Consider the following 12,592-nt stretch of genomic DNA (forward strand, 5'->3'; position numbering starts at 1 on the left):
GACGACGGCCTCGCCCATGCGGGCCTGCTGCGCGCGGTAGTCCTCCACGCGGAGGTCATACGGCAACAGGGTGTAGGCCGCGCTCGCGCCCCGGAACGCCTCCGTGAGGAAGCCCGCGTCGCTGGAGTCCCCGACACACACCTCCGCGCCAGCGCGGGCCAGGGCGGCCAGCGACGCCTCCGAACGTCCAATGGCGCGCACCTGCTCGCCCGCGCGCAGCAAACCCTCCACGACCCTTCTGCCGGTGCGACCGGTGGCGCCCATGACGACAATCATTCCGCGAACTCCCTCTGAACGGGTGATGTGCATGCCGTCCAATATCCGCGCGACGCGGCGGGCTCTCAATGACAGCAGGTCCAGGATTCATGCTCGAACGTCCAGGCCGCTGGACGCTGCGCGCCCACGTCCCCCAGACTCACCGGCATGGATGAACGGGACGTCTGGCGCTCGGTGGATCCGCTCGGCGAAGCGCTGCACCTCTTGCGCATGCGCGGGGCGTTCTGCTGCAGCTCGGAGTTCACCGCGCCCTGGGGGCTCGCGCTGCCGGCGATCCCCGAGTGCATGATGTTCCACGTCGTGACGTCGGGTCAGGGCTGGCTCGAGGTCGAGGGCCGCGACCGCGTCCTGCTGAAGGCCGGAGACCTCGCGTTGGTGCGTCAGGGACTCCGCCACACGCTGCTGAGCGAGCCCGGCACCTCCGCCGCCCCGCTGTTCGACCTGCCGCGAGAGATCCTCAGCGACCGCTATGAGGTCCTCCGCCACGGCGGTGCTGGCGCCATGACGAAGATGGTCTGCGGCGCGGTCCGCTTCGACCACCCGACGGCGCGCCACTTCGTCGGCCTGCTGCCGGAGGTCATCCACGTCGCCGCCGCCCACACGCCGGACCCCGAGTGGTTGCACGGCACGCTCCGCTTCATGGCGGCGGAAGCCGAGGCGCTGCGGCCCGGGGGAGAGACGGTCGTCACGCGGCTGGCGGACATCCTGGTCATCCAGACCCTCCGCGCCTGGCTGGCGAACGCACCGGAGGCCCGCACGGGCTGGCTCGGCGCGCTCCAGGATCCGCAGGTGGGACGCGCCCTGGTGCTCATCCACCGCGACCCCGCGCGCGACTGGACGCTGGCGGCGCTGGCGAAGGAGGCCGCGATGTCACGCTCCGCCTTCGCGGCGCGCTTCACCCAGCGCGTCGGGATGCCGGCGATGCAGTACCTGGTGCACTGGCGCATGCAGGTCGCCGCGTCACTGCTGCGGGAGGAGGACGCGGGGCTCGCGGACGTGGCCAGCCGCCTGGGCTACCAGTCCGAGGCCGCCTTCAGCCGGGCGTTCAAGCGCTGTCTCGGCGTCGCTCCCGGCACGTTCCGCCGCGACGCGGAGCTTCGCGGGGGAGCCAGCTGAGGCGGTCCGGAGCGTTTTGACACCGGAAGCACTTCGTGTCATAACGTTCCACATGCCAGCCGCAATGACCGAGGAAGAGGTCGCGGAGCGCCGCTCGAAGGTCCTGCACGCCGCACGGTGGTGCTTCCTGAACTTCGGCTTCGCGAAGACGTCGTTCGAGGACGTCGCGAAGCGCGCGAACATCTCTCGGACGCTGCTCTACCGGATCTTCAAGGACAAGGAAGACCTCTACACGGCGGTCTTCACGCACTGGCTGCTGTCGCGGCATCCGGAAGCGAAGCAGGCCGCCGCCGGCCCGGGCAGCCCCTACGAGCGCCTGATCAACGTCTGCAGGTTGCTGGTGCTCGAACCCTGGTCCGACATGGTCGCGGCCCCGATGGGGGCTGAGTTCCATGACGTCTGCGAGCGGCTGGACCCCGACATCGAGGCGCGCCACCGCAAGGTCGCGCTCCAGTGCGTAACGGCCATCCTGGGGGATGCGGAGCGGGCGGAGGTCTTCCTGCTCTCGTTCGATGGCCTCCTCGCGGATCAACCCACGGCGGCGGTGCTCGAACGGCGCCTGCGCATCCTCGCGGAGCGTTTCGTTCCGCCCACGAAAGAGAAGGGACGACGCCCATGAAGCTCATCCTCCTTGGCGCATCCGGCATGGTTGGAGAAGGGGCCCTGCGCGAAGCACTCGCTGCCCCCGAGGTCGAGTCCGTGCTGAGCATCGGGCGCCGCCCGTGCGGCGTCGAACATCCCAAGCTGCGTGAGTTGCTCTTGTCGGACCTCTTCGACTTCGCGGCCGTGGAGGACCAGCTTGTCGGCTACGACGGCTGTATCTGGGCCGTGGGCATCAGCTCGATCGGGCTCGATGAGGCGGCCTACGCCAGGGTGACCGAGGAGCTGACGCTCGTCTGGGCCCGCGCCCTCCTGCGTCTCAATCCCAGCTTCTCCTTCTGCTACTGCTCCGCGGCCGGCGCCGGCGGAAGCTCGATGTGGGCCCGCGTGAGGCAGCGCGTCGAGGGTGCGCTCCAGTCCATGCCGTTCCGGCATGCCGGCGCCGTCAGACCCGGCTTCATCCGGCCTGGACCCGGCATCAAGAGCCGCGTGTGGCTCTATCAGGCCGGGCTCGTCCTGTTGAGGCCGGCGTTTCCGCTCATCATGCGACTCTTCCCGTCCGTGGCCACGACGTCGGAGCGGCTTGGGCGAGCCATGCTGCGCGTCGTCGAAGGGCGGGCCGACCGGTTCATCCTCGAGTCCGCGGACATCAACCGCGTCGGAGCCCAGGCGTGATGACACCGCGCATGGCGCGGTATGCGAGGCTCGGGGCGGTCGCGCTGGTGTTCGTCATGTTCGGGCTCGCCTGGCACCTGGGCATCTTCACGCAGGCCGCCGACCCGAAGACCCTCGCCCGGACGCTCGTCGCGATGGGGGCGTGGGGATATCTCGCGTTCGTGGTGGCCTATACGGTCCTGCAGCCGTTCGGCGTCCCCGGGACGGTCTTCATCGTCGCGGCGCCGCTGATCTGGCCCTGGCAGACGGCGTTCGTGCTCTCGATGGTCGGGACGATGTCCGCCAGCGTCGTCGGCTTCTCGTTCGCGCGCTTCGTCGCGAAGGACTGGGTTTCGGCGCGCATCCCGGCGCGGCTGCGCAAGTACGACGATGCGCTCGAGCGGAACGCCTTCCAGACCGTCTTCCTGCTGCGTCTGCTTCTCTGGATGCCGCAGGTGCTGCACTCCTTCCTGGGCGTATCGAAGGTGGGGTTCTGGACCCACTTCTGGGGTTCGCTGCTGGGCTACGTCCCGCCGCTCCTGTTCGTCAGCTATCTCGGCGGAGAGATGTTCGATGCTTCGGGGAAGATGCTGCCCGCGGCGTGGCCCATCCTCGCGGGCCTGCTCATCGCGTCGCTGCTCGTGGTCGTGCTCGTCCGGGTCCGCGAGCGGTGTCGCCAGGCCGGCCAGGCGCCTCGGTGTGGAGCAGCATCGCCGTGGATGCACCCGCGCGAAGGCTCTACGTCACCACGGGAGACCCCGTAGGACAGCCCCTGTCCGAGGTTCCCAACGCACAGTCCCTGCTGGAGCTGGACGCCGACACGCTGGCGGTGCTCGGACACTGGCAGAACCCGGGGCCGGGACCGGAGGCAAACAGTGACTTTGGCGCCTCCCCCACCCTGTTCACCGCCGCCGATGGCACGCACCTGGTGGGCTCCGCGAACTTGGAAGCACATCACACCAGGATATGTCTTTGCAGGCATGCCCGCCCTGGAGCTGTTGAACGCCCAGATGGGAGCGGTGCTCAAGCGCTTCGAAATCGCGGGCCCCACGTATGCCGCGCCCACGGTGGGGCGCGGACGCATCCTCGTGCATCCCTACTCGGGCCAGCTGCGCGCCTTCTCCATCCCAGCGCCGTGAGGAAACCCGGGGCTGTTATTTGGACTCAACCCGCCCGAGCGGCTGGGCCGCGCCCGTCAGCGCGTCCTGGGCTTCCTGCCAGGCGGAGTCTCCGGGATGGAGCGCGGTGCGGAGATAGGCCCAGGTGAGGCGCTGGACGGCGGCCACGCGCTCCGGGTTCTCGTCCGTGGTCTCGGCGACGTCATAGCCAGAGACTCCGCCCAGCCCGTGCTCCGCGTCGAACAGGGTGACCAGGGACTTGGGGCCTGGTGAGAGGAAGTACGGATCCGCATGCCAGGAGGGGCCCGCGACCGTCAGGTGGGAAGAGTGGTCCTTGTCGCCAGCGACCACGAGCGCGGGCGTCGTCATCCGGGAGAAGTCGGTGGTCGAGAAGAAGGGGTAGTTCTCGGCCGCGAACTTGCTGAGGGCGTCCCCTCCCCTGCCGGGCGCTGCGAGCACCACGCCTGCCTTGATGCGCGGCTCGTAGAGGTTCACCTCCGTTCCGTGGGAGTCCTTGTACCGCGCGCCAAGCAGCAGGCTCGCGGTATGCCCACCCATGGAGTGCCCCATGACGGCCACCCTGCTCCGGTCCAGGCGTCCGGCGAGCCCGACGACGGCGCGCTCGATGACCTCCAACTGGTCGAGGATGCGCGACATGTCCTGGGCCCGCGAGTGCGAGAACAGGGGCGCATCCGGAGCATCAGGCCCCAGGCTGAGCGTCTTGGAGTCGAGGTGCGTGGGCTGGATGACGACGAAGCCATGTGCCGCGAAGTGGTTGGCGAGCGGGGCGTAGCCGTTCAAGGACGAGAGGTGGTTGGAGCGTCCGTGGCCGTGGGACAGCAGGAGGATGGGCAGGTTGCTTCCAGTCACGGGCGCGGAGACACGCACCTGGAGGTCGACGGCGCGGCCGGGAGCAGGCAGCACGATGGGGCTGAGGGAGAGAACGGAGGTGGGAGTCGGCTTGCTCATGATTGCCTTCGTACCTCCCGACGCTTTTCTACGATTGGAAGGACCGGACATTTTCCCGCTCCTTCCCTGCCCGATTGAACGACCGCGAAGGACGCGCGAGAGTGCGAGGATGCCGCGCACGATGGTTCCCGCCGCCCCGACATTCTCGCTCTCCCGCTTCGTCGAGGACGTTCACACGCTCGTGCCCATCGAGGGAAACGCACGTCACGAACGGCTGCCCGACGGAAGGACGACGCTTGTCTTTCGAGTGCTCGAAGAGGGCCGCAGAGGCGATCTCTGCGTCGTGGGCCCGCGAACCCAGGCGCTGTTCAAGAACGCCCCCGACATCGTGCGGGCGGTCATCCTTCAGTTCAAGCCGGGCTGGGCGGTGCCACTCTTGGGCGTGGCGGCGAACGCGCTGACGGACCGGATCATCCCGCTGGAAGACCTCTGGGGCCGTTCAGGCGGCGACCTGTGCTTCGAGCTCCTGACGGCGCGAAGCCTGCCGGAGGTCCTGGGCCGGCTCTCCCATGCGATTGGCTTGCGGACCCACCAGACCTTCGAACCGGCCTCGGCACGGCTCGCTCGCCGCGCGGTCCACCTGCTCGAAGGAGACGCGGTTCGGGTGGAGACCGTGGCGGAGCAACTGGGCGTCACGGCGCGGCACCTTCGCCGGGCCTTCACGGAGAACGTCGGCATCGGGCCCAAGGACTTCGCGCGGACCGTTCGCCTGCAGCGAGCCGTACGGATGACGGCGACCTCCAGGGACTGGGGACGCATCGCCGTGGACGCGGGCTACTACGACCAGGCGCACCTCATCGCCGACTTCCGGGAGCTCGTCGGGCTCACACCGGGCGCCTACCTGAAGCGTCCCGCGGCATCGCCGGGGCCCGCCCAGGGCGCGAGGTGTTGATCAGCTCCGCATGAACAGGAAGTAGAGCAGCGCGCTCAGCGCCACGGAGGCGAGGATGCTACCGGCACAGCCCAGCTTGTTGGAGAAGAAGACCACAGGCATGGGGGCAACCTAGGCATCGCGGCGCGAATCGGCACAACGTCTCCGGCGCCCATTGGAGCCGTGGGGGTTATTCTCCCGGGCCACCCATGCGCCTCCGCCCGTTGCCCTTCGCCCTCCTCGCGGTGCTCGCCGCGCTCAGCGCCTCCGCCCAGGCTCCCACGTCCCCGCTGGGCCCCATCTCGCCCACCACCGGTCTGGTGCTTCGGGACGACGTGGTGCGCGCCCTCATCCAGGAGAGCTCGGGTGACCGCATCCATGACAACGTCCAGCGGCTGTCACTCATCGCCCGGGACAGCCTGGAGGGCTACACGGAGGCGGCCGCCTGGACGAAGGCCGCCGCCGAGGCCGCGGGGCTCCAGGACGTCCACCTGGAGGCGATGAAGGACGGTCCCCAGTGGCGGGCCACGCACGGCGAGCTGTGGGTGGCCGGCCCCCACCGGTACCGGGTGACGTCCCATGCCGACCAGCCCATGGCCCTGGCGCCCGGCAGCGGCAGCTTCGAGGGCAAGGACCTGGAGCTGGTGGACGTGGGCCTGGGCACGCAGGACGCCGATTACGCGGGCAAGGACGTGAAGGGCAAGGTGGTGCTCAGCCGGGGCCACCTCGGGGGCACGCTGCGCAACGCCGTGGTGAAGTTCGGCGCCGTGGGCGTGGTCTCGTCCTACTCGACGCCGCCCTGGAACGAAGCCCACCGCATGGACGGCGACTTCCCGGATCAAGTGGGCTGGGCCGCCGTCCCCCGGCGACTCATCCCCCAGGGGATGCGGAGGCCCTTCCTGTTCATGGTGTCGGACCGACAGGGGCGCGAGCTGCGCGCCCAGCTGCGCGAAGGCCCGGTGAAGGTGGACGTCAGCGTCGCCACGCAGGAGCCCACGGGGCATCTGAGCATCGTCAGTGGCGTCATCCCCGGGACGCTCGCGGGGGAGGAAATTGTCCTCACGGGCCACCTGGACCACTACAAGCCCGGCGCCAACGACAACGCGTCCGGATCCGCCACGCTGCTGGAGCTGGTGCGCACGTACACCACGCTCATCCGCCGGGGCGTGCTGCCTCCGCCCGTGCGCACCCTGCGCGTGCTGTGGCTGCCGGAGTTCGAGGGCACCCGCGAGTGGTTCGCCCACCACGGCGCGGATCCGGTGCGGCGTGTGGCGCACTTCAACTTCGACATGCTCGGCGCCAGCCTGACCCGCTCCCACTCGCGCTTCATCGTCTCCTACACCCCGGACTGGAATGGCAGCTTCGTGAACGCCGTGTCCGAGTCCACGGTGGCCTTCATGAACCGCTTCAACGGGGTGGCCTACCCTCCGAGGAAGGACTTCCGCATCGGCTCGGTCACCGGCTCGCAGGACCCGCTGGATGGCCACATGGAGCGCTACAGCCGGGGCTCGGATCACCAGCTCTTCAACGACCACGGCATCCCCGGCGTCGCCTTCTCCACGTGGCCCGACGACGGCTACCACACCAGCGGCGACCGGCCGGAGAACGTGGACCCCACCCAGCTGCACCGCACCGCCTTCGCGGGCCTGGCCTCCATCACCGTCGCCGCGTGGGCCGAGGGCACGGGCGCCCTGGAGCTCGCGAGACTGGTGGCGGTGCACGGCGTGAGGCGCGTGGCGGAGGACGAGTTCCGGGCCCGCCGCGACCTGGCCGCGACGCCCGCCGCGCAGCTGCCCGGCTTCGCCCGTCTGGTCCGGGCCGGGGTGAGCATCGGCTACCAGCGTGAACGTGACGCCCTGCGCTCCTGCCTGGCCCTGGGAGCGCCCGCCGAGCCGGTGAAGGCCATGGTCCGGGCGCTGGAGACCGCCGAGTCCCAGGCCCTCAAGCGCCTGGAGGCGGAGACCCGGACGCGCGGGGTGTCCCTGAAGGAGCCCGCCCCCAGCGAAGCCGAGCGCCGGGCGCGGGCCTTCGTTCCACGTCGCGTGAAGGGCCAGGAGCTCGCGTCATTCGAGGAGCTGGACCTCCATGCGGTCCCCGGTGCCCAGGCCCGGATGGACACGGTGAAGGCCGCCATGACCGCCGCGGCCGCGGCCCTGCGGGAGCAGGGGGAGAGCGAGCTGCGCTTCTACCAACTGGCGGATGCGGTCGCGAGCTACGCCGACGGCAAGCGCTCCGTGGCGGACATCCGCGACGCGGCCTACGCCGAGTACGGCCACGCCTTCTCCGCGGACGCACTGGTGGAGCTGTTCGCGCTGCTGGAACAGGGCGGCATCATGACGCGCGGACGCTGAGTCCACTCCGCGGCCCGCGCCCGCGTCCGCTGGAGACACTCCTCCATCAGCCGTCCCAGCTCCGCCTGGGGCAGCAGGCCGTTGCGTGCGAGGAAGTCCTCGTCAACGCCTGGGATGCGGGGGAGCGCGGGCGTCCGTTGCGCATCCAGCGCGTCCAGGGCCTGACGCAGCGCCTGCCGCGCCTTGCCGCCGCCCCGCTCCAGCGCGAAGGCCAGGACGTCCCAGCCCAGCTCCGCATGCCGTTCCTCATCCTCGGCGATGACCGCCAGGGTCTCCCGCACGACGGGGTCGCTGGCCCGCCGTGATGCTTCCGCGGCGACGCTGGCGGCCAGCCCTTCTCCCAGGCATCCATCCAGCAGCGACCCGCGCACCAGCCGGGACCAGTCGTCGCCATCCTCCGTGCTGGGCCGCGACGGACGTTCCTGGCCCAGCTCCGGAATCGCGCCCGCGCTCCACGGCAGTCCGGAGTAGGCCCGCGCGAGCGCGAAGCACCGCCGGGCATGACGGACCTCGTCCAGGGCCGCCAGGTGACACGCCTCCAGCAGCTCCGAGGGCGCGCCCAGGGCGGAGAGCTTGAGCGACAGCTTCGCGAAGGCCGGGATGGATGCGTGCTCCATGCTCGCGGAGTACATCCAGGCCTCCCCCAGCACGGTCCGCTGATACGGCGTGAGCCCCTCGAGCTGGGGAGAGGCCTCGTCCGCCCAACCCTCTCCGAGGGTTCGACGCGCCACGCGAGCGCGCCCCTTGAGGCGCAGCACGCGCCCCTTCGAGAAGTTCGTGTGGCTGATGGCGTTGTACGCCCAGAACACGAGCCCCATCGTCGTGGCGCCCACGATGGACATGACGCTCCCGGCGACCTTGTCGCCCTTCTTCAAGTAGACGATCCCCATCACGAAGAACACGGGACCCATGATGAGGATGATCAACCCAATCATTACGACGATCTCCACCTTGCACACCCCTTTTGAACGTCCGTGGGGGGCATACAGCAACGCATGTGCCAGCGCATACCGCCATGCGGCATGGTGAGAGGAGCCGTCCAGACTGTGCAAGGACTGCCCACCTGTGCATCGCGCTGCACAGGTGGACCTTCCCGGCCATGGGCTGGCATCAAAGCCAGACAGGAGCGCCTTGGCGCTCAGGCTTCCGTCGCGATCCTCAAGGCGGCCGGAGGTGGGGTGTACAGCCGCAAGCGATCTCCTATCAGCCGGGGACATCACCCGTGCACTCCACGCCGCCACCTGGGGGTCTGGGGTTGTTCACCGGCGTCCCTGTAGACTGGAGGCATGTCTTCTCGCCTGGGCGCCTCCGCCGGTTTCCTTCTGTTCCTCGTGCCGTGGACGGTCATGACGGGGGCCATTGACGTCCTGATGGGATCCGAAATGGTCCGTCAGGAGCAGGCGAGGAGCTGGCCCACCGTGCAGGGCACCATCACCCGGAGCGAAGTGGAAGCGGTGCGTTCGAAGGGCATCAAGTACGAACCGAAGGCGGCCTACACCTACTCCGTCGACGGGCAGCCCTACGAGGGCAGCAAGCACCGCTTCGGCTCGTTCCGCTCAAGTGAGTCCGATTACGCGGAGAAGGTGGTGGCGCGCTATCCAGTCGGGGCCCGCGTCCCCGTGCATTACCGGCCCGGTCAGCCCTCGAAGGCGGTGTTGCAGCCAGGTGTGGCGAACGTGGACCTGTTCCTGCTCCTGTTCCTGCTGCCCTTCAACCTGGTGTCGCTCTGGATGGGCGCCATGGTGGTGCGGCTCTGGAAGCCGGAGCCGCCGCTCCTGTCCACCTTCTTCCGGGAGGACGGCAGCGAGTGCGTGACGATCTGTGAACCGTGGATGATCAGCTGGGCATGCCTGGCCATGACGGGCGCCGCCCTGGTGTGCGCCGTGCTCGGAGCCAGCACCGGGGCCTACAGCGCCCCGCTGCCCGTGGGCATCGGGGCCTGGGGGGTCGTCATCGCCAGTGGAGTGGCCGCCGGGCTGAGGGTGCGAGCCAGGCAGAAGTCCGGGCACTACGACCTGCGCCTCCACGCCCAGGCACGAACCCTCTCCCTGCCGCCCTTCTTCAGACGGAAGCACCGGCTCGACGTCCGGTGGCGCGACGTGCGGTCGCTTCGAGTCGAAACCCAGGTGCGCCAGCACAAGGGGAGACAGTCGACCCACTACCAGCTCACGCTCGAGCTCGTCACCGATGGCGGCGGGGTACGCCAGGAAGACATCGCCAGTTTCAGCCGCCAGGACCAGGCGGAGGCGTTGGCGGACTGGCTGCGAACGCACCTCAAGGTGGGCGAGGCTGCTACGGAAGAGCGGCGCTCCGCCTGACTCATATGTTACGTGCGAGGCTCCTGCTCCACCCCCAACCGCTCCTCCAGGTACTCCCCATGCTTCGCCCGCGACTCGCAGCCCTTGCCCTGCTCCCGCTTGTCTCCGCCTGCTCCTCCCCTGAGTGCACGGACACGAGTGACTGTGCGTCCCGGGGCCCCGACATCGTCTGCGTGGAAGAACGCTGCGTTCAGGCCTCCGCGCCAGACGCAGGGACACGGGACGCAGGCCCAGAGGACTCGGGCGTGGACGCCGGCACGTCTGACGCGGGCTCCAACGACGCGGGCATTCCGGATGCCGGCGCCGCGGATGCGGGCGCCCTGGATGGCGGTGGGCTCCCTCCGGAAGCTTCGCTCCGCATCACCGAGATCAACCCAGACGTCCCGCAGGATCTCATCGAACTGGTGGCCGTCACCGGAGGGACGTTGACCGGCATCTCCCTCCAGGAACTCACCAACTCCGATTTCGCCTTCACCTTCCCCCAGGGATACACGGTGGAGACAGGGGCCGTACTGGTGCTTCACCTCGGAGGGTCCTGCACCGACTCACCCGGTAACCCGGTTGCCTGCGGACAGACTCCGCCCTTCAGCGCCAGTGCCTGGGACTTCAGCATGCCTGGCACGCTGAGCTACTCCGGCAAGGTGTTCGAGCTGCTGTCGTCGAAGGGCGCGCCTGTCGATGGCGTCCCCTTTGTCCGAGCCTCCGGGGAAATGCCGACCAACATCGTCGCCGCCGTGCAGCGCCTGCAAGCGGACCGCGTCTGGGATGCCACCCCGTGCGTGCATGACCTCAGCACCGGGCTCGCGCGCGACCGCTACTGCCGCAACATCGCCGTGAACTGGTCCGACCTCAACGCGAGTTCCAGCATCATGCGCATCAATGGCACCACGCCGCTGACGACTCCGGGAACCCAGACGCAATGGAGTGGCCCCCTTCCGTCGCGCTGGGGCTCCTACTAGTGAAGGTGCTGCGCTCGCAGGTCCGCGTCTTGGATGTGCCACGCAGCCAGATTGACCTGGGACGACACGCGCGGAGTGCACCGGCGAGAGCGACGGGCGCTACCTCGTGGTGGAGCGCGGGCTCCGCGAGAACCACCAGGGAGCCCCTGTGCGCATCGAGAGTACGAATGCAACGGCGAAGGTAACGAGCCTGGAGCTGCCCGTCTTCATCAGCTTCCCGGACGCCTCCTTCGACCCGAAGGCGGGAGATGCGCTGGAACTGCTGCTGAAACCGGACGACGACTTGCCCGCGCGCATCGCGTAGCAATCACCTTGCACCAGGGCCACCGCACAGGTGGCGCTGGGTTCGCAATCGGCTCAGTGGATGCAGCTGCATTCTCCGTAAATGCACTTGCCACCGCTCAACGTCCCCTGCGAGATGAGACAACTCATCTCGCATTTAAAGCTGCCGCAGGCCTGCTCATAGGGCTGTCCCAGCGCATATAGAAATGAAGCCCCGCCCCAGAGAGCGGCGCCAACCGTCAGCAAGACAATGACGCGTCCCACCTTCTTCGTCCGAACGGTTTGAGCCATGCATCCCTCGTAGGCTGAACTGCGCTCGTTCCTATACATCACGCGCACCGAGAGCGCAGCATCAGCCAATCCTTCCGGAAGCTGGACCCGCACGTCGTCGCCTTCAATACGAGCGAGCCCTCGCCTGGTGACGGGCGCGAGGAGGCCATCGTCCAGTGGCTCCTTCACATGCCGAAGGAGCGGCGCCCCACTGAAGTGTCCATCCTCCAGGTGGCAACCGATGCGCTCGGCATGCTCACCACACACGTCGATCATCGCATCTCGACGGAGATTGGCACCTGCCTCGTCACGTTCGGATTCGAGATGCACCAGCGCCGCGTGGATGGGCGTCGGCCTCGCATGTACCGCACACCCGAAGACCTATAAAGTGCGCCACAGGAAAGCGACACACGACCACACAATGCGACACCAGCAGATAAACACCACCCCATCTAGTCGCATGGGAGCCGCCTCTCAGAATACACACAGCCCAGACTATCGCCGACGAGCCCAGTCAAGAACACCAAGAAAAACAAGCAACCGCATCATCTCTCCATCTGCTGCAATTGCCAATCAAACCTCTCCAGTTCTTGACAGCACAAAACCCAAATGATTCACTCACGGCATGAGCAATAAGGCCAACATACTCTTGACCATCCTCATAAGCAGCACATCCTTCGCTTTTGGCCAAACGCTGGAACCCGTCAAGCCGCCTCCTGACACGCCAACTCAATCCACAATCTCAGGCTCTGACTCGCGAGCGTCAACTGCCCAATCACCTCAGCCAGCCTCCCCTCCTCCCGCCCTC

At 68.3% G+C, this 12,592-nt stretch carries 14 protein-coding genes; 10 read left to right on the forward strand and 4 right to left on the reverse strand.

The annotated features are described in order from the left end of the window. On the reverse strand, window positions 1–276 hold a 276-nt coding region (locus D7W79_RS28360; RefSeq protein WP_158617070.1), incomplete at its 3' end, for an NmrA family NAD(P)-binding protein. Between the two features lie 147 nt (window positions 277–423). Between D7W79_RS28360 and D7W79_RS28365 the strand changes: the two genes are divergently transcribed. From D7W79_RS28365 to D7W79_RS43860, 5 genes are all read left to right on the forward strand, one after another. After that, a complete protein-coding gene (locus tag D7W79_RS28365; protein ID WP_120528517.1) occupies window positions 424–1,392 on the forward strand; it encodes an AraC family transcriptional regulator in 969 nt (322 codons plus the stop codon). A gap of 52 nt (window positions 1,393–1,444) precedes the next feature. Then, the gene (locus tag D7W79_RS28370) at window positions 1,445–2,011 is read left to right on the forward strand and encodes a TetR/AcrR family transcriptional regulator (RefSeq protein ID WP_208729860.1); all 567 of its coding nucleotides are present in this window, start codon (window positions 1,445–1,447) and stop codon (window positions 2,009–2,011) included. Next, window positions 2,008–2,667, forward strand: a complete 660-nt coding sequence (locus tag D7W79_RS28375) for a Rossmann-fold NAD(P)-binding domain-containing protein (RefSeq protein WP_120528519.1) — start codon at window positions 2,008–2,010, stop codon at window positions 2,665–2,667. Before D7W79_RS28370 ends, D7W79_RS28375 begins: the two co-directional genes overlap by 4 nt. Continuing rightward, a complete protein-coding gene (locus D7W79_RS28380; RefSeq protein WP_120528520.1) occupies window positions 2,667–3,410 on the forward strand; it encodes a TVP38/TMEM64 family protein in 744 nt (247 codons plus the stop codon). Before D7W79_RS28375 ends, D7W79_RS28380 begins: the two co-directional genes overlap by 1 nt. 216 nt (window positions 3,411–3,626) lie before the next feature. Beyond that, on the forward strand, window positions 3,627–3,785 hold the full coding sequence (locus tag D7W79_RS43860) for a hypothetical protein (RefSeq protein ID WP_158617071.1): 159 nt from the start codon (window positions 3,627–3,629) through the stop codon (window positions 3,783–3,785). Window positions 3,786–3,800: 15 nt separating this feature from the next. On the opposite strand, the gene D7W79_RS28385 is transcribed toward D7W79_RS43860, so the two are convergent. Continuing rightward, on the reverse strand, window positions 3,801–4,733 hold the full coding sequence (locus D7W79_RS28385; RefSeq protein ID WP_120528521.1) for an alpha/beta hydrolase family protein: 933 nt from the start codon (window positions 4,731–4,733) through the stop codon (window positions 3,801–3,803). A gap of 121 nt (window positions 4,734–4,854) precedes the next feature. Between D7W79_RS28385 and D7W79_RS28390 the strand changes: the two genes are divergently transcribed. Next, the gene (locus D7W79_RS28390) at window positions 4,855–5,625 is read left to right on the forward strand and encodes a helix-turn-helix domain-containing protein (protein ID WP_338078829.1); all 771 of its coding nucleotides are present in this window, start codon (window positions 4,855–4,857) and stop codon (window positions 5,623–5,625) included. Between the two features lie 188 nt (window positions 5,626–5,813). After that, entirely contained in the window at window positions 5,814–7,955 is a 2,142-nt protein-coding gene (locus D7W79_RS45875; protein ID WP_120528522.1) for a M28 family peptidase, read from the forward strand. Here the strand turns inward: D7W79_RS45875 and D7W79_RS28400 are convergent. Then, the gene (locus tag D7W79_RS28400) at window positions 7,862–8,890 is read right to left on the reverse strand and encodes a ferritin-like domain-containing protein (protein ID WP_208729861.1); all 1,029 of its coding nucleotides are present in this window, start codon (window positions 8,888–8,890) and stop codon (window positions 7,862–7,864) included. The two genes, D7W79_RS45875 and D7W79_RS28400, sit on opposite strands and share 94 nt — an antisense overlap. 351 nt (window positions 8,891–9,241) lie before the next feature. Between D7W79_RS28400 and D7W79_RS28405 the strand changes: the two genes are divergently transcribed. From D7W79_RS28405 to D7W79_RS43865, 3 genes are all read left to right on the forward strand, one after another. After that, the gene (locus D7W79_RS28405) at window positions 9,242–10,273 is read left to right on the forward strand and encodes a DUF3592 domain-containing protein (RefSeq protein ID WP_120528523.1); all 1,032 of its coding nucleotides are present in this window, start codon (window positions 9,242–9,244) and stop codon (window positions 10,271–10,273) included. A 245-nt stretch (window positions 10,274–10,518) separates the two neighbouring features. Next, complete coding sequence (locus tag D7W79_RS28410) at window positions 10,519–11,232, forward strand: lipoprotein TP_1001-related protein (RefSeq protein ID WP_244222012.1); 714 nt, start codon at window positions 10,519–10,521, stop codon at window positions 11,230–11,232. A gap of 148 nt (window positions 11,233–11,380) precedes the next feature. Beyond that, window positions 11,381–11,536: a hypothetical protein gene (locus tag D7W79_RS43865; protein WP_158617072.1), complete on the forward strand. Its 156-nt coding sequence runs from the start codon at window positions 11,381–11,383 to the stop codon at window positions 11,534–11,536. A 53-nt stretch (window positions 11,537–11,589) separates the two neighbouring features. Here D7W79_RS43865 and D7W79_RS43335 read toward each other — a convergent pair whose 3' ends face one another. Next, on the reverse strand, window positions 11,590–12,114 hold the full coding sequence (locus D7W79_RS43335; protein WP_147442093.1) for a hypothetical protein: 525 nt from the start codon (window positions 12,112–12,114) through the stop codon (window positions 11,590–11,592). Window positions 12,115–12,592: the final 478 nt, after the last annotated feature.

The sequence above is a fragment of the Corallococcus exercitus genome (assembly GCF_003611585.1).
GTDB classification, from domain to species: domain Bacteria; phylum Myxococcota; class Myxococcia; order Myxococcales; family Myxococcaceae; genus Corallococcus; species Corallococcus exercitus.